This window comes from Micromonospora sp. NPDC047753 (assembly GCF_040642735.1).
Taxonomy (GTDB): domain Bacteria; phylum Actinomycetota; class Actinomycetes; order Mycobacteriales; family Micromonosporaceae; genus Micromonospora.
Map to the genome: position 1 here is coordinate 1 of NZ_JBEYSL010000036.1, position 24,394 is coordinate 24,394.

The window sequence follows — 24,394 nt, forward strand, 5'->3', positions numbered from 1 at the left end:
GTCACCGCGCGGGACGGCTCGGCGCTGCTACTGCCGATCACCATGTCGGGTGACCCGGAGACGGCATCGGAGCGGGTGCCGAAGAAGTTGTCCTCCGGACCCACCGACGGCACCCGCAGCACCTCCCGCCAGATCCCGGTCAGGATCCCCTCCACCGGTCCACGTCGGGTCTCGGCGGTGGCGGTGGCAGCGGCGGTGGCCGGAGCCGCGGTGGGGGTCGACGGCGTCAACGCGGCCCGGTCGACCTTCCCGTTGGGCAGCCGGGGCAGGCGGTCGACGAGCGCCACCGTCGGCACCATGTAGTCCGGCAGCCGCTCTCGCAGCGCCGCACGTAGGTCGTCGGTGGAGAGCGCGGCACCCGGCCGCAGCGCCACGTGGGCCACCAGCCGCCGGTCGTCCGCACCGTCGTCGTCGCACAGCACCACGCACTCGCCCACGCCGTCCAGGGCGGACAGCGCCGAGGCGACCTCGTCCGGCTCGACCCGGTGCCCCCGGATCTTGACCTGGTCGCCGATCCGGCCCAGGAACTCCACGGTGCCGTCCGGCAGCAGCCGCCCCCGGTCACCGGTGCGGTAGAGCCGGTCGCCCGGCGTGCCCAGCGGGTCGGGCACGAACCGCTCGGCGGTCAACGCGGCGTCCCCCAGGTAGCCGCGGGCCAGGCCCGCACCCCCGACGACGATTTCGCCGGGCAGGCCGGTCGGCACCGGCCGCAGCCTCTCGTCGAGTACGTACAGCCGCGCGCCCGGGATCGGCCGACCGAGCGGCACCACCGCCTGGCGGCCCGCCCGGTCGATGCGGACCTCCGACACGGCGACGATGCCCGTCGTCTCGGTCTGGCCGTACATGTTGACCAGTCGGGGTGCCGTCCCCGGCGCGTTGCGGATGGCCTCGGGAAGCTCGTAGCGCAGCGGCTCGCTGGCGGTGAGCACCACCCGTGGCCGCCACCCGCCGGGCGAGGTGAGCGCCGGCAGCAGGACCCGCAGGTACGACGGCACCAGGTCCAGCACCTGCACGCCGTGCGCGGTGACGAAGGTGAGCAGCGCCAACGGGTCGGCCAGGTGCGCGCGCCCGGCGACGACCACGTGGCCGCCCAGCGCCAGCGGAACGGCGAACTGCCGCACCGACGACGAGAACGCGAACGACGCGGTGTGCAGGAACACCGGCTCATCGGGCAGGGCCAGCGCGGCCGGCAGCCCGTCCAGGTACGCGGAAAGCCCGCCGTGGGTCACCACCACACCCTTGGGGAGCCCCTTGGTGCCGGAGGTGTAGACCACGTAGGCCGGGTGCTCCGGTCGCAGCGCCGGTGTCGGCCGGGGGCCCACCGGGGCCGGCAGGTCCTCGATCGTCACCACCTCGCCCGCGCCCTGGGGCGTACGACCCGCCAGGTCGCGGCTGGTGAGCGTCATCGCCGGCCGGGCGTCCGCCACGATCGCGGCCAACCGCTGCGCGGGGTACGCGGGGTCCAGCGGCACGTACGCGGCGCCCGTCTCCAGGACCGCCAACGCCGCCACCACGACGTCGACGCCCCGGTCGAGGTGCAGGGCGATAGTCGTTTCCGGGCCCGCGCCGTGTTCGGCGAGCACCCGGGCCAGGTCACCGCTGCGGCGGTGCAGGTCGCCGTAGGAGAGGGTCGTCTCGCCGCTGGTGACCGCCGGAGCGTCGGGTCGGCGTCGCGCCTGCTCGGCCACCCGGGCGGTGAGCGTGCGGTGCACTGCGCCAACCGGCAGCGCCGGACCGTGCGCGAGCGCGTCGAGACGCTCCCGTTCGCCCGGCAGGAGGGGATCCACGTCGAAGACGCGCTGGTCGGGGTCATCGACCAACCGGTCCATCAGCACTCCGAGGCGGCTCATCATCGCCTCGACGGTGCCCTCGTCGAACAGGTCGGTGCTGTATTCGGCGTGCCCCTCGATGCCGTCCTCGGTCTCCCACAGGTCGATCAGCAGGTCGAAGCGGGCGGTGCACTGCTCGTTGTCGATCGACGTGAGGGTGAGGCCGGGGCCCGGGTCGGGCAGGCCGCCCGGGGCGTTCTGCAACGCGAAGCGCACCTGGAACAGCGGTGAGTGGCTGAGGCTGCGGGTGGGCGCCACCGCGTCGACGACCATCTCGAAGGGGACGTCCTGGTGGGCGAACGCACCGTGCGCCGTGCTGCGGACCCGCCGCAGCACCTCGCGGAAGGTGGGGTCCCCGGAGAGGTCGACCCGCAGTGCCAGGGTGTTGGCGAAGAACCCGACGAGCTTCTCCAACTCGGTGCTGGTGCGGTTGGCCACGGGCGTGCCGACGGTGATGTCCCGTTGGCCACTGAGCTGGGCCATGAGCACGTCGAAGCCGGCCAGCAACGCCGTGAACAGGGAGACCTTCTCCCGCCGGGCCAGGTCGGCCACCGCCCGGGACCGCTCGGCCGACCAGCTGACGTCGTGGCGCGCTCCGCGGAAGGTCTGCACCGCCGGTCGCGGCCGGTCGGTCGGCAGGTCCAGCGTGGGTACGCCGTCGAGCTGCCGCTTCCACCAGTCGAGCTGGTCGTCCAGCTCGGCACCGGTCAGCCAGGACCGCTGCCAGAACGTGTAGTCCACATAGGTGTGTGTCAGCTCGGGCAACGAGGACGGCTGCCCCTGGGCGATCTCCCGGTAGAGCGTCACCAGGTCGTCCAACACGATGTTCAGGGACCAGCCGTCGGAGACGGTGTGGTGCAGCGTCAACAGCAGCACGTGCGAGTCGGGGCGTACCCGCACCAGGGTGCCGCGCAGCAGCGGCCCGGCGGCCAGGTCGAACGGAGTGCGCCCCTCGGCGTCGAAGAGGGCGGCCAGCCGACCCTCCGGGTCGGCGTCGCCCCGCACGTCCACCTCGGCGTACGCCACGGCGTCGACCGGCAGGAACTCCTGCACCGGTTCGCCGTCCACGGACGGGAACCGGGTGCGCAGCCCCTCGTGCCGGGTCCACAGCGCGCCGAAGGCCACCCGCAGCGCGTCGACGCGCAGGTCACCGTCGAAGCGCAGCGCGAGGGGCACGTTGTAGAACGCGCTGTCCTCGGCGAGCCGGTTGAGGAAGTACAGGCGGCCCTGCGCGTGCGACAACGGCACCGGGCCGGTCCTCGGGACGGCGACGAGACCGGGCCGGGGGGCCCGCCCGCCGAGCGCCTCGATCCGGGTCCCCAGGTCGGCCAACGAGGTGGACTCCAGGAACACCGCCAGCGGCAGCTCGATGTCGAGCTTCTTACGCAGCCGGGCCATGGCCCGGACCGCGAGCAGGGAGTGCCCGCCCAGGTCGAGGAAGTTCGCGTCCCGCCCGATCGACTCGACCGGCCGCCCCAGCACGTCGGCCCAGACCTCGGCGATGGCCTCCTCCAGCCGGCTCTGCGGAGCGGCCAGAATGGGCGCCGGCTCGGCCGCCGTGGGCGCGGGCAGCGCCGCCCGGTCCACCTTGCCGTTGGCGGCCAACGGCAGCGCGTCGAGCGTGACGACGACCTCCGGCACCATGTAGTCCGGCAGTTCCGCGCGCAGCGCGTCACGCGGGTCGTGGGCCGCGGAATCCCCGGCCGCTGTGACGTACGCGACCAACCGCTCCTCACCAGGCCGGTCGGTACGCAGCAGGACCACCGCCTCGCGGACCTGCGGCAGCCGGGTCAGGGTGGCCTCGATCTCCGCCAACTCGACCCGGTACCCCCGGATCTTCACCTGGGTGTCGACCCGGCCCAGGCAGTCGAGCTCGCCGTCGGGTCGCACCCGGACGAGGTCACCGGTGCGGTACATGCGCTCCCCCGGCGTCGGGGCGAACGGGTCGGGCAGGAAGCGCCCGGCGGTCAGGTCCGGCCGACCGTGGTAGCCACGGGCCACACCAGCACCGGCCACGTACAGCTCGCCGACCGTGCCGGGCGGCACCGGCAGCAGGTTGCCGTCCAGCACGTAGAGCCGCGTGTTGGCGATCGGACGACCGATCGCCACCACACCGGACAGGTCGGTGCCGTCGTGCACCTCGTGCACGCAGCAGCCGACGACGGTCTCGGTGGGCCCGTACTCGTTGACGATCCGCAGGCCCGGAGCCCGGCGCCGCCAGGCGGCGGCGGTGGTGCCGTGCAGCGACTCGCCACCGACGATCAGATAGCCGTTCGCAGCGATGGTCCGGCTCGGAACGGCCCGGTCCAGCGCCTCCAGGTGGGCCGGGGTGAGCTTGACCAGCCCGAGGTCCAGGTCGCTGCCGAGCAGCTCGGTGAGGGTCTCCAGCTCGGTGCCGTCGGCGACGAGCACCACCGGGCGCCCGGCCAGCAGCGGACAGAACAGCGTCGTCACCGACAGGTCGAATCGCAACGGCGAGACCAGGGGCGCGCCCCCGCCCTCGGCCACCCGGTACGCCCGCAGGCTCCACGCCAGGTAGTTGGTCAGGCCGCGGTGGGTGACCACCACACCCTTGGGTCGCCCCGTCGAGCCCGAGGTGTAGATCACGTAGCAGGCGCTGTCCGGGTGCGGACGCGGCAGCGGCGGCAGGTCGGTGGTGGCGTCCTCCTCGTCGTCGGGCAGCAGCACCGACACGCCGGTGTCCGGTAGGTCCGCGAGCCGGCCCGCGCTGGTGACGACCACCCGCACCTCGGCGTCGGTGAGCATGAACCGCACCCGCTCGGCGGGCTCGCCAACGTCCAGTGGCACGTACGCGCCCCCGGCCTTGAGGGTGGCCAGCACGGCCGTGACGAGGTCGACACCCCGGTCCAGGAAGAGGCCGACGCGGGTCTCCGGGCCCACCCCGTGCCGGCGCAGCCGCGCGGCGAGGGCGTCGGCCCGGCGGTCCAACTCTCCGAAGGTGACAGTCAGGTCGCCGACCAGGAGCGCGGGCGCGTCAGGGGTACGGGCGGCCTGCCGAGCGAACAGCTCGTGCGCGCGCACGTCGCCGAGAAGCGGGTCCTCGGTGCGGTTGCCGTCCACGACCGCCGCCCGGGTCTCCTCAGCGGACAGGAGGCGGGCCAACCCGACCGGGGCGTCCGGCGCGGCGGTCAGACCGACCAGCAGAACGCCGAGGTGAGCGGCCATCCGCGCCACCGTGGGCTCGTCGAGGATGTCGGTCGCGTACTCGGCCAGCCCCCGCAGCCGGCCGTCGGCGTCCGGCCACACCTCGACCGTCAGGTCGTGCTTGCTGATCGGCAGGTGGTGTTCGACGGCCGTGACCCGCAACCCCGCCGCCTCGACCTCCAACGCCTGGTCCTCGACGAGGGCGAACATCACCTGCGCGAGGGGCGTGTGGCCGAGGTCGCGCTCCGGGTCGACCGCCTCCACCACCGTGTCGAAGGGCACCTCGCCGTGCGCCATGCCCTGCTGCACGAGATCGCGGACCCGTCCCACCAGGGCCCGGAAGGTGGGCGCGCCGGAGGTGTCGACCCGCACGACGACCGAGTTGACGAAAGACCCGACCATCGTCTCCAGCTCGACCCGGGGGCGGTTCGCCACCGGGGTCACCACCGAGACCTCGTCCTGGGCCGCGTACCGCGACATCAGCGCGGCGAACCCGGCGAGCAGCACCATGAACGGGGTGGCCCGCTCCTCCTGGGCCAGGCTGGTCACCGCCGGCCACAGGCCGTCGGGCAGGGCGAAGCGGTGCCGCTCGCCCCGGAAGGACTGCACGGGCGGGCGGGGACGGTCCAACGGCAGGTCGATGACGGGTACCGCGCCGGCCAGTGCGCGCTTCCAGTAGTCGAGCCCTTCGGCCAGCTCGGTGGCGCGGTCGGGACGGCTCTCCCAGGCGGCGTAGTCCGCGTACTGCACGGTGAGGGGCGCGAGCGTGGGAGCCCGGTCCTCTGCTCCGGCGCGGTACAGCTCCAGCAGCTCGTCGATGAGCAGGCTGACCGACCAACCGTCGCAGATGCTGTGGTGCAGGGTCAGCACCAGCACGTGCGCGGTGGGCGTCTGCCGGAACAGCGCGGCGCGAGCCAGTGGCCCGTCGGAGAGCGAGAACGGACGACTCGCCTCGTCGCGTACGGCGGCCAGCACCGCCGCGTCGTCGGCGGGCAGTGGGCGCGGGGTGAGGTCCACCTCGATGTCGGGCAGGATGCGCTGCACCGGGTCGCCCTCGTTCGCCGCGAACACGGTCCGCAGCGCCTCGTGCCTGTCGACGAGGGCGCGCACCGCGTCGGTGAGCACGTCGAGCCGGAGTGCACCGGTCAGGCGTAGGGCGGTCGGCACGTTGAACATCGCCGAGCCGGGGACGAGCTGGTCCATGAACCACAGCCGGCGCTGTGCCGGGGAGACGGGCAGGTCGCCACCGCGCGGCACCCGGGCGAGCGCCTCGACCGGCCGGGGGCGCCGGCCGCCGAGACGCTTCTCGAACAGGGCCCGCTTCGAGGGCGACATCGAGTCGAGGCGTGACCGGCCGGGCGAGAGCGCCGCGCCGTGTGGCGCGGGGCGGCTGGCACTCGCGTCGGTGGTCATCGGGCCACCTCCCGAGCGGTGCTCTCCAGGTGCGTCACGAGGCTGCGCGGCCGCATGTCAGTCCACTCGGTGGTGACGTGGTCCAGGCAGGACGCACGGTCGGCGGGTCCGTGGGCCACCGTCCACCCGGCCGGCAGGCTGAGCGACTCGGGCCACAGCGAGTGCTGCCCCTCGTCGTTCACCACCACGAAGAAGCGTCCGTCGGGGTTGTCGAGAATGTTCACGTCTTCCTCACTCTGCGCCTGGTCCCAGGACCCGACGAGGAAGCGCTGAACCGGCACGGCGGCCAGGCAGGGACCATGGCGGTCAGACCTGCCGGCGTCGCAGTCGGGACGCGCGTCCCCAGATCGGGCGTCGTCAACTGTCGTTTGCGGAGACTTTTGCTATGCGTCACTCAGAGGACGTGCGGGGTTTCACCGCCGCGTGTCTCGCTATCGGATTCCACCACGGCCACGGCCGGCCACCTGCACGTTAATCGGCTATCCGACCCGAGGCCGAGCGCCCTTTGCGGACGCAAACAAGTCGATGTCAAGCAGATTCTGGCAAGCCACGCTGAACCCACGTCGCGCTCCCCCCCGAAGTTGCGACCCAACAGCGTTCATGAATGTAAACGCAAGCGAGGCACAGAAAACCACCAGACACGGAGCGTGTCAAGACCCTTGCCTGCCGCTGAAGTCGACCATGCCAACCGGGACGTATTTATGACAAATGCTTCGCAGGTGGTTGGTCGACCGAGCACGCCGGCGGGGCCGCCGGCGCTCCGGCGAGCGGGCCTGCGGGCGGTCGGGCGTGACGACCGGAATCGGCCAGAAATGCGTTGCCAGCAACGCGTCTGTGCAGTACAGGGGTATTCTCGGCGGACTCGCTGCGCCGTGCGGACCGATCAACGACGATGGCCCCGCCCACAGTGGACGGGACGCGTCGGAATGATCACCTGGCCGGACGGGGAGAGTCATTCATCGCGGAACTCGTGGTCACAATCCGACACGGAGACGAGTTTCACACGACAGGCGGAAAGAGCGACCGATCATCCATTGCCTGAGCACCCGAATGGTTGGACAACAGTCAATGTAATGGTTGTTAACGTGCGCAATGCGAGGCGCGACAGAGAGCGCAACCGTCACCGGATCACTACCCCCGCGAAGCAGTCGACCATCCGGGCCGACAAGCCGACGCGCGAGCCGCCGGACGATTCCGTTCGATTGCCGGATCCGATCAGGCCCAGACGACGCGTCGAGCGCCGGATCCCTTTGTCGCACAGGCCCGCCACCACGCGTGCGTGGCGCGAAGGCAGGCACCCGGCCCACCCGAAGGCACCGCCGACGCCGGGCACCCAGCCGGCCGTCGCCACCCGAATCCGGGCGGACGGTTGCGCGCACCCATCGACGAAGATCAGTGTGCGTACGCGCCGAATCAGGCCCGGCGCGGCGCCGCCCCGCCTTTAACCGAGCGCCGGGATGCCGCGCGCCGGCACCGGCGACCGCCGGCACCGGACGCTTGTGCAGCGGCGTTCGGAAACCCCTCGGTCAGCCCTGCAATAGTTGCCGAGCCATCACGATCCGCTGCACCTGGTTGGTGCCCTCGTAGATCTGGGTGAACAACGAGCCGACAGCCTCTGAGCTGGGAAGACTCGCCCATCTGACGCCCGCCCCAGGTTTTCCCCAGACCCCGAGCACGACTCGTCCACCAGGATCAGCTCCCTACGAGTCAGTTCGTGTCGGAGCAACGACTAGCACCATCCAGCACCAAGTAGTACTGACTCGCACTCCACGCAAGACTGTTCGGTGTCCGCGGGCTGCCTGGAGGAGCTTCAGCCGCCACTCAGGGTCACACTCAATCGGGCCGGATGCTTGCAGAATTTCAGCGGGCCGCGCCCCCTCCCGGCGGAGCCCGCGCGGCGCGTGCCGACGAAATTCCACCCAGAACACCAGAACCGCGACCGCAACCGCAACCGCATGATGGCGCAGAAGAGACCCACCTTGATCTAAGCCTTGCCCCTGACAGCTCATCCGTGGAGGCGACGCGCGCATGATCTATTCCTGACGGCAGCCGACACCTCGGATCCTCGATGACCAGTGAGTGGTCAATCCCGAGTCATACCATCCAGCAAGGGCGTGTCTGCACAATTAACATCAAACCAGACAGGGCACAACTTCCCGGTCTGCTGGCTCCTGGACCGTGACGCCTCGATCGTCATCTGCCACTTGAGGAAGGGTCTTGATCAGCCTGCTGCTGACCTTCCACACGGTCGTCACCCAAGCCTCTGCAGTAGCGGCGCAGGCCGCAGGGAGGGGTCACTTGGGCAACACCAGACAATCAGTGGAGCACCATAGCTGTGGTCGCTCCCTGCTGCACGGTAACCTCCCTCCATGCCCGGCGAAGCGATGCACAAAAAAGGTGCTGACGGGGCGCAGCGCGCCAAGCGCTGGCTCGACGCGACCACCCGTACTCGTGCGTCGTGGACGAACGAAGATGAAGTAGCCGGCGGCCGACTCGAATTTAATTGGCCGCATGCTGGCCAAGAGCCTTACTCTTTCGATGTAGGAGGGTTTCTTTACGGACAGCCTTTTGACAACCATTCATTCATGGCGGAGGTTAAAAATTACTCCGGCGACAACCTCGGCAACGACTATGATGACTTTCTTGCAAAATGTTACCTCACCTGGCGGGACAATACCCGTTGGGCGAACCAGTTCATGTTTCTAACGTGGCATCCGTTTCGCATAAAGACCTGGACTCAACTGCGCGACCCGGACGCGATCATCAAGGGATGTGTTGCTAATCGTCGGCGCCTGTTTGGCGTTGACGACGAGGTCGAAGCGCGAGCACACGTCGATAACTCTCTAATAGATGAACTTAAGAATCGCCTCTGGCTAGTCGTGCTTTCCGAGAAACAGGAACAACTTCTAATATCTGACCAGGATCGAGCCCTGATCGTGTCCTCCCGTATCGAGAAGGGACTGATGTGAGCCAGTTCGGTGACGCCATAGCCGCCCTGGTGGGCCAAAGTCCCTCGGAACGGATCGGCGCTATCAAGGCGGCAGTTGCGGATAATCTACGCGCCGCCGACAGCCGAATGAGGGTCGACACCACTGACCACTTCAACCATTCGTTCGTGCCGGATCTCATTCTATCTTGGCCGGGTCAGACCGAGAAACGCCGCGTTTTCCTACGAACTTCGTATCGCATTGGAGACCTCCTTCGTGACGTCGACCTTCTCGCTGGCGATAAGCCTATCCTTATGCCGCTAGTTCCAATGCTCGACCAGGAAGACGCCGATGCCTCTGCGCTACATGAACGTACTCGAGAAAGCCGGACCCTTGTCGCCGATCCCTACGGATTAGAGGCTTTCACGAAAGGACGCGATGCCGCGCCAGTCGTAGGGCTGCTCACTCACGCGATACTTCAAGGCGGGCGTGGGGTCATTACGACCCGCCGGGCCCGCGAGATTAGCGGTCAAGTTGCGGCCGGCTTCTCCGGGGCACGTAATGCCGCCTATGAAGCCACCAGCACAGCTTTGGCCGTGAGTGAAAGCAATCTTGACCCGCACCGCGCATCCCAGCTGAACCGCCTACTTCACGCACTGTGGATTGGCTCGGGCGCCCCGCCGAGTGAATTTCCCGGGGGCAACGGCGCGACGGCCAGCTTGGACGAAGAAGCATTGCGCTTTGTTCTTGAACTGCCTGACCTTGAGGACGACGCCTTCTGGCGTCGCCTTGGTCTAAGTCTTACTACTTCAAGGCTTTGCCAGCTAATCGACTTTCCGGCCAACGCGAATCTTCAGCGACTGTTGAAATACAGCGCCCATCGCCTAACCGCCAAGGCCTGTCGCCTGATCACGACTTCGGAGCATCCGCCGAGTGCCGCGCCACGCTGGTCAATCACGTCGAGCACTCTCACGTTGCATTTGCCTCGCTATCGCATACATTTCGCGCCACGGTCGGTGATGGAACTACCCGAGAACACTTCGATTCACCAGACGGTATCAGCTGCAGAACTCAAGAGGCGAGCAGACACCGCGGGGGTCGACGTTGCCGAGGTACGTCTATCGAACGGCGATGCCACCGTGACTTATGCCTCGATTGAGCGGCCCGACGTAGCCCAAGACGACTTCTTGGATGCCATCGCTGCTCTCCTCAGCAACGGCTTCGTTGCTAGCGTCAAAGTACAGATCGGTAATGGATCGCGAAGCGTGCGATGCTCTTTCGACACCCGCACCGGCGCCGGAAACGGCAATGCACGGTTCCTCCTAGCCGAGCTCGCCACTATCGCTGCCCCACTACTTAGTCCGACGCGCGATGACGACTTAATGAATATGCGATCCGCTACTTCTTCAGGCTCCGCAGAGACCGACCTGACATGAATTTGTTAACAGAAAGCGAAAGCTTAGCGATAACTATACTGCTAACCTCTAGTTAGTTCGAGGAGTTGCAGGGAGGCTGCGGCAGCTATGTACAGCATTGAGTCGAGTAGCACCGCGGAGCTACTGCAATACTTGCACGAGTCGCTTCACACCAAGTTTACAGAGTTGTACCAATCGAGGCGGCAGTTCAGCCACACTTCACCAGTTTTCGCACTGGAACACGACCTAGCTGGAGACGAGCTAGACCTCCTAACGTCCACCGTCCGTCTCGAGGTACGGAAGGGCCTCGGTGTCTCTCAACGCCAGTGGTGGCTGCCGTTCGTCGTTTATGCTGCCGAATCCGGATACCGCTACGTCGGCGATGAGTACTGGCCAAGTTTCGAACGGTCCACCCCCGGATGGCGCGGTGACCAGCGCCCATGGCTGAAAACCTGCTTTCAGAAGTTCGGAACCGAGTACGGCGGCGCTGTGCCAACCGGGGCCTTCGCGTCCAGCTTCACGATCATCGCTTGGCCTATCACCCACGCGGTCTTGCCGACCTACTTGCAGCGCCAACTCGCCCAGTTGTTGTTTGAATTCAGGGATGCACTTACATCCGATCTGCTGGATGACCCGGCCAACCTCGGCGCACGGTTGGCTCGTCGGGCCTCAAACTACACGGAGAGGTTCAGGATCTTCTGCGAGAACAGAACCCTCGTCGGCCAAGTCGCCGCTGCGCTGCTGTCAGGCGATGAGGAGCAGACGCCCTACCTTTTGCCATCGACATTGAAGCGGATTGTCGATAGCTTGTCCGGAGAACGGCAAGCCCGTCATTGGCTTAAGTCGGCTCAGAGAAGTGCGAGCTGCGTGCGCGGCTTCCAGCGACGGAGGGCCGACACGACCGGGCAGACCAGAACCAAAGTCGTGTCGCGCGCGACTGATCCGCTCCTGCTTCTGCGGCACGAGACTGCCTGGACCGCCTATGCGGAGTTGCCCGACCTGACCTCTCTTGGCGCTGGCCTGCCGGCTGTGTACGAGCAACTTCGGTATTCGCGGGCCACCGTAAACGGAGCGGCCCGGGCTGTACCGCCGAGCGCCCTGCTCTACAGCGGTCAGGACGTCAGGCTCGCCAGGTGGCCGCAGCCTGAACGGCCATTCCTTCAGCTGGAACGGGGCGACGAGAAGACAAACCTGTTGCTGGCTGATCAGTGCGTCATCACCAGCGGACCGTACTGGCTATTTCGCCGCGAAAGCGACGGCTTTGCGCATGAGGTCAAGGGCAAGTTCGTACGTCCGGGTTACCGGTATGTTCTGGTCATGCTTAAGGCCGCAACGCCGCCGGTCGTCCCGTGGTGTGCACAGGTCGCAATCGACGTGCAGGGGGTCAATGCGTACGAGCTATCGATTCCCGAGCAAATCAATGAATCTGACGCGGCTGCGCTAAGTGCCAGCAACATCACCGTCGCGTCACACGTCGAAATCCGCCCGGTAGGGGTCGTTGCGAGCGCTTGGACTGGTGACGGCGAGGTCGAGTGGCTCGCGGGCGAGCCGGCCATGATCGGTGTCAGGTCTGATCTACTTCCACAGCGTTGCCGGGTGAGCGTCGACGGCGTCACTTACTTCCTCGACTGGGCGCTCGGTGAATTGGAACTACTGTTTTCTCTAGATAGCCTTAGTGTTGGCACTCACGATCTCAACGTCGTACTGCTTGGCGAGGGCGGCAGGAACCTCGCCGCAGGCTCGCTCGAAGTTACGATCCGTGATCCGCAGGTTCGTGCCGAAGTTGCTTCAGCGGGTGAGGGTATCCGCATGCTAACCGCTCCCGCCCGCCCAACGTTAAGTGAACTCTGGGACGAGCGCGCAACTGTCACGATCGGCGGGCCGTCGGGGACCAATGCAGAATTGCTGATAACGCTTCGCGGCGGTGACGATAGAGCCGTGGCCGAACTAAAACGGTCGATTCGCCTACCTGTCGATGAGGCCTCGTGGAAGGCGACGGCGAAGGCGATCCGAACTGACCGACGCTTCAGCAATGCATACGACCAGTCCGAGTCATGCGTTGTCACGGTGCGGCGAGACGGAATCGGGTTTGCGACGTTAACCAGCGAACGCGGTTTCCAGGCACTTCGCTGGCGCTTCGCGCGGTCGCACGATGGCCAGGTCGTTGCGAGCCTAATCGACCGCACCGACGGGGGAAGGACCACGATCGAGGTCTTCGACATCGAGGCGCCGCTCGTCCCTGTGCCCAAGGCGCCTGCTGAGCCTTTCGGCGTGCCCGCCCGAGGCGGCCTCGCGATCGCAAAGTCGGGTGATGTGACGGCCGCTGTCGTCCTGCCGACGAATCCCAACGCGGTCCTTCGGCTACCTCCTGCGCAACCGGCAATTCCGTCTCCTACACGGTCAGCGAATGCGATCCTTCACCTCGCCCGAGCACACCAACGGTGGCTAAATGCTGATCTCCCGGCGGATATCTTCGCGGCGTACGAGCAGCAGATCGTCGGTGACGCGATCGCCCGATCGATCGGCGCAGCTATCGGCGGCGTCTACTGGGCTCGGCTAGAAAAGCGAATCGCCACGGCAAGCGAACCTGCCGACCACCTCCAAGCCATGCAGGACGCCGTCGGCGTCAGCGGCCCGCAAAAGGCGATCGCCTCTACCATTTCCCTAAGCCTTTACAAATGGCTGACACCCAATAGTTTACTGTCCGGCTTCGAACAGGTAATCATGCCACATCTCGACGGCTACGGCATCAGCGGACGACCAACAACGCCCCGTCTTCTTCTCATGCTCGCAGGTCACCCCGGTTACGTAACGGAGTGGGAGACATCGGAGGCTGAGTTTATTCTCGATTGCGTGCTCCAGTCGCCGATACTCTACCGAGCGGCACGCTTCGCGGTACTCGGAACTCGCGCACTTAGCGACGCCGCTGGTGCGCAGTGGGAGTATTAGTGGAACTCACCAGATTGTCGCCTGATGAAGCGTCCCGCATCGCTATCGCGGCGCTAGGAATGGACGCAGATAGCATCGATCTTGGGTCGCGCGAGGGAGTAGCGGCATCGCTGCGCCGAGCCGCGTCTTTCATGTGTCCAACGAGTCCCAGACGACTGGTCGATGCCGTACTTGACGCGATCCGCCCAGTGAGCGCCCGCGAGCTCGGCCGCGACGATGTCGTTGAGGTTCTTGAGTTATTGGTCGCATCCGGTGATCTGCTTGAGCTACGGCGGGAAATTGGCAGATCGACGCGGCTGCTCTACCTAGCGCCTCCGTCGTATATCGAGCGCGTACCCGGCACTTATCTGCTTATGGGCATCCGGCCGTTCGGTGCCCCGCTTATCGAGGACGAACTCGAGCCCAACATCGACTACGAGAGCCACACACGTGTCTTGAAACTCGATCCTTCGAGTGCTAGATCGAGACTCGCGACGCTCGGACTTCAGGACCTTCCGAAAGACCGCTGGGTGGCTAGTCCGGCATCGGAACCGCCAGCGGAATTGATCGGCCGGTACCGCGCACGCCTCGACGCCGCAGGCGAGGCCGGCCAGCTCGATGGCCTTTTGATACTTGATCCGTCGACGTCCGTTCGCTACTACCGAGGTCGCTGGCGGTCGCCAGAGCCCCTTGACGCACGCGATTTCATCGCCCGCCGGCCACAGGCCTATGGAGCCGACCTTTGGTGCCTGCTTCGCCTCCAGGCGGGTGTCGCTCAGCGCCTCATCGAACTGCCAGTTGACGATCCTCTCGCTTCCGGACGCGACGAAGCGTGGCGGTACCAAGCCGCCGCCGATGCATTACGCGGCGCCCCACAGCTATTCCGAATTCGGCGAGGTGCGACCCCTGGCACCATTTTCGACTTCTTCTCACCGTTGCCCGGATTCACCGAGCGCTACATGCAGTTGGTTGGTCTGTCACTCGGCAAGACGCCAGGAGCATTGTTCTCCTATCGAATTCCACATTCTGCCACCAGCGACGTCGCGGCATTTCTAGCAGATATGCTGTGGATGGCTCAAGAGGAGGAAACAAGTGGGGTCTGAAGCGCCCACCATTGCCGAGACGATCGCCGAGATCCAAACGGCGCTAAGGGACTACATAGAGGCGACGTATCACGTCGGTCACGCTGCAATCATCGAGCAGCGTCGTCAGTTGCTGGAAACTGAGGGCGTGCTGTTTAAGGCACCTTTCATCGAGAGCACGCCGAGGTACCAGACCAATCGGCGTTTCGCTGACTTGGATCTTGATCCTGCTGTACACGAGCTTTTCGGCATACTGACCACGAAGGCTGGCAATCTCGATCGACTGCTCCACGACCCGCCATACACCCACCAGGCTGAGGCGCTGGAGTGGACCTCACGCGACGGCATGAGCCTAGCGATTACGACCGGTACCGGCTCCGGCAAGACTGAGTCATTCCTCTTGCCGATGCTGGCTAAGTTTGCGGCCGAGGCCGCGCATAGGCCGTCGTCGTTTAGATCGCCGGCCGTCCGCGCTTTGATCCTATACCCGATGAACGCGCTGGTGAATGATCAACTCGGTCGTCTACGGCTCCTGCTCGGCGACCCGCGGGTAACGACCCAGTTCGACGCGTGGGCGGGTCGGCCGGCGCGATTCGCGCGTTACACCAGCCGCACTTTATACCCGGGCGTCCGCACGGCGAAGAAGGACCAGCAGCGCCTCAACTCAATCGAAGAGTTCTATGTGTCCCTTATCGGCCAGGCCGACGACCCGACATCACCCTGGCATCAGCAAGCAAGGGCGCTTAGGGGGAAACTCGAAGCCAGGGGCAAATGGCCGGCCAAGCCGGACCTCAAGGCCTGGTACGGCCCCAAGGGCTCCCGCTGGCAGGACACGCATGGAAACTTCCTCCGGGCGGTCACGCAGGCCGACGACCCGGAGTTGCTGACGCGCCATGAGGTGATCACCGCGCCGCCGGACGCTCTCATCACCAACTACTCGATGCTCGAGTACATGTTGATGCGGCCTCTCGAACGGCCCATCTTCGATGCCACACGCCAGTGGCTGGGCGAGAATCCGGACGAGAAGTTTCTTCTGATCGTAGACGAGGCGCACCTCTACCGTGGGGCAGCGGGGGCAGAGGTTGCTCTGCTATTGCGTCGGCTCCGCTCTCGGCTAGGAATTCCGCCAGAGCGGCTCCAGGTGATCTGTACCAGTGCTAGCTTTACGAGTCCTGAATACGCCCGCGACTTCGCGGCCCAGCTCGCCGGCAAGGACGCGAGCGACTTCCGCACCGTCACTAGCAAATGGGCCCTCCGGGCTGGTGCCAGCACTGGCACCGATACCGATGCGATAACGCTCGCGACCGTTCCGCTCGAGGACTTCTATAACGGCGAGACCGACGCAGATCGTGCCGAGGCAATCACTGATCTGCTGACGTATCGGGAAGTTCACGACCGTGATCGCGGCATCGGTGCGCTACTCGACGAAGCGCTTGCGTCGTTTGGACCGATGAGCCTCCTTGTCAACGAGACCATGCAGAAAGCGCAGCCGGTAAGCGAGCTTGGTCAGGCGATCTTCCCTGGTGTCAAGCCCTCCGTCGCCGACCAAGCTGTGACGACGCTCGTTGCCCTAGGAAGTGCCGCGAGACGAACAGCTGATGAGGCAGGCCTGCTCCCTTGCCGTATTCACGCCTTCTTCCGTGGACTCCCCGGATTGTGGGCGTGCCTCGACCCTGAGTGCGATGCCGTCAACCGAGGTACCTTACCGCCCGGGTTGGGGCCGATCGGGAAGCTTTACGCTCAGCCGCGAGCGACTTGCGACTGCGGCGCTCGGGTGTTCGAGTTCTACACATGCCGCCACTGCGGCTCAGCGTATGCCCGTGGTTACACCGACGACTTGGCGGACCCATCGTTCCTTTGGCACGAGCAGGGGGGCGCCTTCCACAGCACCGCCGGCTCCATCCCGGAGCTATTCGCACTCGATCTACTCCTCGAGGAGCCCACTGCCGGTCAGGTGCAAGTCGCCGAGATCGACCTCGTGACGGGCTGCCTTAACCCGTCGAAAGCTCCGACTCGCGGGCGAGTCGTGTTTATCCCAAAGCTACGGAGCGGCGAGACCGTGACGAGCGACGACGGAGATGACGACGGTGATGGCCAGGCTGAGGCGAACGGAGAGTTCAAACCGTGCGGCGTCTGTGGCCAACTTGCCGGTTTCGGCCGCTCGTCCGTCCAGGACCATCAGACCAAAGGCGACCAGCCTTTCCAGGCTCTCGTCGCCCGGCAGATCGAGGTGCAGCCACCGAGCGCGCCATACACAGACTTCGCACCCTTGCGCGGTCGCAAAGTACTAGCGTTCTCCGACTCGCGCCAGGTTGCAGCCCGGTTGGCACCGAATTTGCAGGCATACTCCATGCGGGACGTCATTCGTCCGTTGATCCTTCGAGGGTGGACTGACCTCGCAGCACAGCCGGGTATCGGGCCGCAGTTGAGCCTGGAACGGCTCTACCTCGCCGTCCTGGCCGGCGCCAAGGAGCTCAAAGTTCGGCTGCGACCCGAGCTCCGACAGGCCGAGTCACTCCACGTCCTCAAAGACGTCGGCAAGGCCATCGATAAGGGTGCTCTGACCGGTAACCTCCCTGCGACGTTGGAACTCCTTATGCTGACGGCAGTTCCACCCCAGGCCTTGCTACGCGCTATATACGCAACCCTTACCGATAAGTACAGGGGTCTAACATCGCTCGGGCTAGCATCACTGCGCGAGAAGGCGAGCCTAACCGGTGACTTGCTCGCAGAGCTTCCGCGTATCGACGGCATCGCGGCCACCGAGGAAGAGAAGCTTGCTCTGCTGCGCATGTGGTTAGCGCAGTGGAGCACTCCCGCCCGCGGCATCTGGTTCCCGTCAATGACCGAGGAATGGTGGCGCCAGAAGGGCGGAGTCAAACCGCACTCAGGAAGCTTCCAGGCGATCGAGCGTTGGCTTGGCACGGCCGCAGCAAAAAAGACGTTCAAGCAGATCTGGCTCCCGACTCTTCAGACCAGATTCTGCGAACGCACCGGTCAGAAGTTCCGTCTGCTTGCTGGCAACGTCGCACTCGAGACTGGTGGCCAGTGGGGATACTGCGAGCGCTGCCGGTTCACACAGCGTCCATTTCCCGGATCGGAAAAGTGCATCAATTGCGGCACTAACAAGGTCCGCACTCTCGACCCGGAGACCGACGGAGTTTTCCAGGCGCGCAAGGGATACTATCGGGCCAGCACCTCACGCGCGCTGCAGACGCCGCCCGATCCACCCATGAGCATCATCGCTGCCGAGCACACCGCCCAGCTTAACGCATCACATTCCGACGCTGTTTTTTCACGCGCCGAGGAGTACGAGTTGTTGTTCCAGGACGTGAACGTAGGCCTACCTCGACCGGGTGAGCCGGAGCGGGCCGCCATCGACGTGCTGTCATGTACGACCACAATGGAGGTCGGCATCGACATCGGCAACCTTTCCGGCGTCGCGCTGCGGAACATGCCGCCCTCACGTGCTAACTATCAGCAGCGCGCCGGCCGCGCGGGACGTCGCGGGAACGCGGTGGCAACGGTGATCGCGTTCGGGAGCGCCGACACCCACGACGATCACTACTTTCGCAATCCCGCCCTTATGATCCGCGGACAGGTCGACGACCCAGTCCTGACACTAGACAACGATGAGATTGCGCGGCGCCACGTCACTGCCTATTTACTGCAGCGCTATAACCAAGATCGACTACCCACCATCGACCCCGAGGATCAACCGCAGTTGTTCGAGGTGCTGGGCACGGTGCGCGGGTTTGCCGGGACAACCTCGCCGCTCAACCGCACTGATTTCGAGGATTGGTTGAAGCAGCATGAAGCGGTCCTCCGCCGCGACGTCGACTCTTGGCTACCGTCCGAACTGACGCCGACTGACCGCGAAGCTGTCCTCGATGGCTTGGTCACCAGAACACTGAAAGATATCGACGCAGCCCTCGGCCTTGAGGCCGATGGCAGTCTAGCGCGGGCCGAAGCCGGCGACGCAGCCCCGGGGGAGCAGGAGGCCGAAGATGGTGGCCCTGCCGAAGACGAGGCGGAAATGCCGACCGAACAGCGCAGCCAGAGAAATCTGCTCGATCGGCTCCTCTACAAAGGGGTCCTGCCGCGGTATGCCTTTCCCACGGACGTGGTCTCATTCCATGTCTTCGACCGGGACAAATCAGAGCCGTTCCACACAGTGTTCCGCTACGAACCCAGCCAGGGGTTGCCGATCGCGCTCAGCCAATACGCCCCGGGCAAGGTTGTGTGGATCGACAACAAGGAGTGGACTTCGGGCGCAATATATGCGCCCATCCGTAAGGACCTTTTTCAGGCGTGGCGTGACCGCTGGCTCTACTTTGAGTGCCAAGTCTGCCATTACGCAAAGCACTTCCCGTATGACCAAGCGGAACGCGGTGAAGAACGTGATTGTCCGGCTTGCGGTGCTGCAGGCAAGTTTGGTAAGGCGATGAACTGGATGCGTCCCCCTGGATTTGCTCACCGTGCGAGCGAAGAGCCCGGCACGAGCCCAGACGACGCACCGGCAAACAGTTACGCAACAAGGGCCAAATTGGTCGCGGAGGGGCCAGAGGAGGAGGACGCCTGGGACCAAGTCACGGATCGCCTCGAGCAGACCTACCGTCGCGACACTCTCTTGGTCACCAATACTGGGCCGAAAAGCGAGGGCTACAGCTACTGCACCCGTTGCGGCCTAATCGAGCCCACGAAGGGCGCGACCGGCATCGTGGTTGGTACTCATCCCAAGCCATATCCGGACGAGCGCGAGCCGGACTGTCAGGGGTCGGCATCATCGCGCGGCCTGGTTCTTGGCACCGATTTTATCTCCGACGTGCTGCTGGTTCGGCTCCAGGTCAAGCAGCCGATTACTCTGCGACCAGAACTGCTGTCGACTCAAGTAGCGCTGCGAACGATTGCTGAAGCCCTGACGCTTGCGGCAACCGGTGAACTCGATGTCGATGCTACTGAGCTTCAAGCTGAATGGCGTCCTGCGCTAACTAAAGCCGGTAACGACGGCCTCGAGGCTGAAATCTATCTCTACGACACCTTGGCGGGCGGTGCTGGGTTCACCCGCCGAGTCCACGGATACGGCCGATCGATCTTCGAGAAGGCACTCGATCGTTTGGAGAAGTGCCCAGCGGACTGTGACGCGTCCTGCTATCGGTGTCTGCGGAGCTTCCGTAACCGATTCGAGCACGGCGTGCTCGACCGAAGAATTGGCGCGGCCTTGCTGAAGTACGTCCTGAACGGCACGATGCCGGCACTTGACGACGTGCGGGTAAACCAGTCGATCGACAAGCTTCTGGCCGACCTGCAGAGCCGGGATATCGGAGAAATCGAGTTTAGGAAGAACGAACCCGTCGAGATCGACGGTATTGGAACGATCAACGCGCCGATCCTGGCTCGCGCTCATGGAAACGATCGCATCTTCTACATCCAAAGCCCGTTGACCCGCGACGTTCCGCCCAACCAAGAACTGTGGGAGGCTAAAAAACTGGGCACGGTGCCGGTACACCCAGTCGATGATATGATCGTCATGCACAACCTGCCCGTCGCGAGTCAGCAGGTGCTGAAATGGCTCCTCTGAGTCTAACGCTCCAGCGACACTTGCCTGATCTGTAGCTGCGGCAGCTCATTGGCATGATCGACGCCTGCGCAACGCAGGCGGCGCATCTGCGCGTGACAATGCTCATGTGCGATGGGTTGGGTGATCGCAGTTTTGCCTGTCTCGATAATTCGGGGGCGGACGAGTCGTGCTTGTGTTGATCGATGAGGTCGTGGGTGGCGGGCGGGTCTGGATGACTTGCTGGCGCGGTTCGCGTACCGGTCTGGGCGTACGGAGCCGCGCCAGCAGGCGCTGACCTACCCTTGGTTGGGTCATCGTCACCGCTGGCGAGCAAGAACGGTTGGACCCTTGGCCGCGGCGGCCAGCGATGTGACGCTGGGTCGAATGCGGCGGCTGCTCAACCGGTCAGCGTGGGACCCGGACGCGGGCCGCGATGACCTGGTCGCCTACGTGGGCGAGCGCCTCGGTGACAACGGCGGGGTGTTGCTTGTCCTCTGCCGTCGCAACCTGGCAAGGGGTCAAAGCTTGCGCTCATCCGGCGCCCAGGACCATACACAGGTCCCCCGCGAGCGCTGCCGGAAGTTGGTCAAGACCAAGCCGACCCGCACCGCAGGGGCGAGGAGCGGAAGCGGCGCGGTAGTGGTGCGGGTTCCCTCTACCGCCTGACAGTGAGAACGTGCGCCCGGCCGGGCCTGGGTCTGGGGCCGGAATCTGGCCGCATTCATCCGTACTACCTGGGCACGTTCACTCGTACGCCGACATGCGGCCTACGTACCCGGCGCCGCCGACGGATATGGCCACTGACTGCTGATCCAACGCACCCCACCGACCTGGCCTACTACCTGTGCTCCGGCCCCCGCAGGCGCCCAGGACGAGGACCTGATCCGGGTCGCCGGGACCCGGTGGGCGATCGAGGAGTGCTTCCACCCACCACCAAAACCGGGTCGGCCTGAACCATTACCAGGTGCGGCGGTACGACGCCTCGCACCACCGACAATACTGATTCGGTCCGCCCACGCCTACCTCGCTCGTCGAGCGCTAGGCTTGGCGCGCGATCCCATATCCCTGAAAGGCCACAGGCAGCAACTCGTCGTCTGTGGAAAGTGGCACCCTCGCGCCGTGACGAATCGGGCGGACCAGCCGGTGCTGTTGCATTGACTCCCGGACACGATCATGCGCGGCGCGGTTCCGTCCCCAACGTTCGAACCACCACTGTGCCACCGCCTGCCCTTCATCGTCTGGCTCAGGCTCGACCAAGTACGCGGGTTCCTTGTCGATTCCAAGAGAATAGTCTCGCACATTGGCGACGAGTGGCACGCCGTACAAGATCCGCTCACGTCCGTGTTTAAGCAACTCATTGGTCGGCCATCCGAGAGCGGCAAGGCCGAGACGTACTTTGCGGAGCCGAGGGCTGACGCCTTCGCCGAATAAACTATTCACACGGACGCGCGCGCCGGTGTGTTCTGAAAGGCGGACCATTGCCTCTACAGTCTCGTCAGAAAAGTGCGACGTGCCGAACGACCGTGAGCGCCCTAGCTCATAAAACCCCATGCGCGCGTGCTCGGAGCCACCCATCACGCTGGCTGGCCAGAATAGGCGGTTGTACTGGCTCGACCCCGTCCCGTAGAGCGAGGTCGTAGTGACGAGCGATAGCCGAGCCTCACGCATGATCGGCCGTCCGGCCATCGCCGAGGCGATCTCGCTCGGTCGGCGGTACTTGGCCTTGTATGCCGCGAGTACCACGGGTGAGACAGCCAGAGCTCCGACCAGCTTGCCAGCGGCCAAGGCGTTATATGGTGCGACCGCACCACAGACGGTCAAGTCGGCGATGACGGTCCCGACGCGCTCACCTCGAGCCCGCCGCACAAGGCGCCCAATCTGCGTCCTCGCTCTTGAGTCATCCAGTGCTCGCCGAAGGCGAGCGGCTGTTGGCTTCGGGGCGAAGTGGGTTCCGAGAATGCTCCTAATTTCCAAGGTTTCAGCAAGCAGAGCTGAGCGCTTCGAGCGGAATAGATGCGTTTCGGCTCGTTCGACCCACGCATCTGTCTCGATGTTGCGAACTTCTCGGATAGGTCCGCCACGGTGATGCTTGGCGCGGTGTCGCTCGGCATCGGCGCGCAGCCGAGCGATCACTTCATTCGTTGGACGCTTCAGGTCATCCGGCTGCAGAACGCCATCCCGCAAGAGATCGTCAACGTAAATCTCATCCTGCTGTAATTCAATCCGTCGCGCCAGCCAGCGGGCTAGGCGGTCTGTGGGGGCTTTCTCAATAGTGGCGAGGACCTGTTTGGTGTCCCATCCCATCCAGGAATCGCGCTCCGCAATCTGAACGACAGGGCTGGAGATCGCCGCAAGTCCGATTACTGCGTGATACTCGGTCGCCGCGTCACGGATCAGGATTGGCATCGAGCGGCCAGGGATCGTGGAGTAGGCGTTGGACCACGTGTGGCGAAAGTAGCGCCAGATGTCATGCAGCTTGAAGCCGGTCAGCTCACACGTCACGGCAGAGTCCACGATCTGCACATAAGGCCGGATCGCGCCGGTCGCGTCCGGGCTGACCTCCAGAGAGGCCGCGAGTTCGCGGCCGTCGCGCATGAGGTTGAAGACTGAGATGAGTCGATCACCACGTTGATGCGTGCGCTCCATACTCTCGACGAAACGCCGCACGCTTGGCTGGCGAAGTTGCGCGTCGCGCCGAAGGTGTTCTTGTCGCCGGACGCGTGCCTTCTCCGTCTCACGCTCGTCATGGGTCTGCGGCGGGCACACCAACGGGCCTAACCTGTCGACGTTGATGGTCCAGCCCTGGTCCACGAGATCGATAATCGTGTGCGCAGCTGCAGCAAGCCGTGGCTGGTTATAAAGGTCGCCTAGTTCGGCGGCTTTAAGCCAATAGGCGTGCTCAAATGGAGCGCCGGAATCAAGATTTGTCGCAGCCAGCAGCCGGCAAAGTCGGCTGAATCCCTGCCTCTCCTTCCGGGATGCGCCCAGCGGAAGAACAAGCGGCAGGTACTTCACGTCGTCGGTCATGACTTCCGCAGCATCCGTCCGTAGTTGCTACTCCAGATTTGGAGCAGGTCGTCGAAGTGCTGGCCGGACCGCTCCATCTGAGCAGCGCTTCGCGCAAAGGAGAGCAAGAAAAGTTCTAGCGAGGTCCGAAGCTCCGTGGCGGCTTCGCTTTCGATGGATTGAAGAGGCCGAAACAGTGCAGCGAAAGCCGGATGGTCGACGTTGAGCGTGAGGTCGAGCATCCGCTGCGTGAGGGTCGAACGAAACATCGACTCCACAGGCATTGGCTCAGACCCGATTCTATAGTTCAACGCACCCCCTCGGCGCCCGGAAACGATGACGGGAAGATCGCGATCCGCAGCGGCGGCGATCCGACAGGAAGCCTGGGCGGCCGTCTGGAATTTAACTTCCTCAAAGGCCTGACGAACGCGGCCGTTTAGCAGGCGAGCGATGGACTCAAGTTCCGGCTCGACCGCCTCACGCAGCGCGGCCGACGGACGGACCCCTTGTTTATTGATGGTGATGCCGAAGTACTCGTCGAGCATCGGCTCAAACTCAATTTCGCAGCGCCACCAGTCGTCATAGTTCTCCTTACGCTTCGCGCCCATGAGATGCCAGCCACTCGCGATCTCACGCCCAGCCCGTAGAATTGAAACGCCACCTTGGCCGACGATGCCGATGCGACGCTTGGTCGCGTTGTCCAGGCCGTGCCATCGATGGACGGGTAGCATCGCGAACCGCACAGTCACTACGGACGTCTCGCCGCTACCTGTCTCCAACTCGAACTCAAGCGGCTGGAACTCGAGCCGCGCGGCTGCACGCTCGACCTTTGCGCTCAGCAGCATCGGGTCTATGGGGTCCACCTGGGATCCATTGATCGTCATGGCAGTACCGGAAGCGAGAAACCGCCTGTAGATCCGTCCCAGCGAGCGGTGCAGGGAGCGCTCCAGCCACCCCAGGCGACGGTACTCAATCCGATCACACTGCGACCAGCGGACGCGGCAGCCTGACGCACTGTTGCTCGTGGATGACCCACGCCGAGCGGTTAGGTTCGGGCTCGCTCCTGCAG

At 64.9% G+C, this 24,394-nt stretch carries 9 protein-coding genes; 5 read left to right on the forward strand and 4 right to left on the reverse strand.

What is annotated here, in order from left to right; all coding sequences use genetic code 11:
- Both ABZ749_RS05395 and ABZ749_RS05400 read right to left on the reverse strand, forming a co-directional pair.
- A partial coding sequence (locus tag ABZ749_RS05395; protein WP_357222981.1) for an amino acid adenylation domain-containing protein occupies positions 1 to 6,407 on the reverse strand: 6,407 nt, incomplete at its 3' end.
- Positions 6,404 to 6,688: an MbtH family NRPS accessory protein gene (locus tag ABZ749_RS05400; RefSeq protein WP_357222983.1), complete on the reverse strand. Its 285-nt coding sequence runs from the start codon at positions 6,686 to 6,688 to the stop codon at positions 6,404 to 6,406. The genes ABZ749_RS05400 and ABZ749_RS05395, both read right to left, overlap by 4 nt.
- A gap of 2,088 nt (positions 6,689 to 8,776) precedes the next feature.
- Here ABZ749_RS05400 and ABZ749_RS05405 point away from each other — a divergent pair.
- From ABZ749_RS05405 to ABZ749_RS05425, 5 genes are all read left to right on the forward strand, one after another.
- Complete coding sequence (locus ABZ749_RS05405) at positions 8,777 to 9,376, forward strand: hypothetical protein (RefSeq protein ID WP_357222985.1); 600 nt, start codon at positions 8,777 to 8,779, stop codon at positions 9,374 to 9,376.
- A complete protein-coding gene (locus ABZ749_RS05410; protein WP_357222988.1) occupies positions 9,373 to 10,770 on the forward strand; it encodes a hypothetical protein in 1,398 nt (465 codons plus the stop codon). Before ABZ749_RS05405 ends, ABZ749_RS05410 begins: the two co-directional genes overlap by 4 nt.
- A gap of 87 nt (positions 10,771 to 10,857) precedes the next feature.
- Complete coding sequence (locus ABZ749_RS05415) at positions 10,858 to 13,698, forward strand: hypothetical protein (RefSeq protein WP_357222990.1); 2,841 nt, start codon at positions 10,858 to 10,860, stop codon at positions 13,696 to 13,698.
- Positions 13,698 to 14,780, forward strand: a complete 1,083-nt coding sequence (locus ABZ749_RS05420; RefSeq protein ID WP_357222992.1) for a hypothetical protein — start codon at positions 13,698 to 13,700, stop codon at positions 14,778 to 14,780. The genes ABZ749_RS05415 and ABZ749_RS05420 overlap by 1 nt, the downstream gene beginning before the upstream one ends.
- Entirely contained in the window at positions 14,770 to 20,340 is a 5,571-nt protein-coding gene (locus ABZ749_RS05425) for a DEAD/DEAH box helicase (protein ID WP_357222995.1), read from the forward strand. The genes ABZ749_RS05420 and ABZ749_RS05425 overlap by 11 nt, the downstream gene beginning before the upstream one ends.
- Positions 20,341 to 21,357: 1,017 nt before the next feature.
- Here ABZ749_RS05425 and ABZ749_RS05430 read toward each other — a convergent pair.
- Together ABZ749_RS05430 and ABZ749_RS05435 are read right to left on the reverse strand one after the other, a co-directional pair.
- On the reverse strand, positions 21,358 to 23,346 hold the full coding sequence (locus tag ABZ749_RS05430) for a Druantia anti-phage system protein DruA (protein WP_357222998.1): 1,989 nt from the start codon (positions 23,344 to 23,346) through the stop codon (positions 21,358 to 21,360).
- Complete coding sequence (locus ABZ749_RS05435; protein WP_357223001.1) at positions 23,343 to 24,209, reverse strand: hypothetical protein; 867 nt, start codon at positions 24,207 to 24,209, stop codon at positions 23,343 to 23,345. The genes ABZ749_RS05430 and ABZ749_RS05435 overlap by 4 nt, the downstream gene beginning before the upstream one ends.
- Positions 24,210 to 24,394 lie beyond the last annotated feature (185 nt).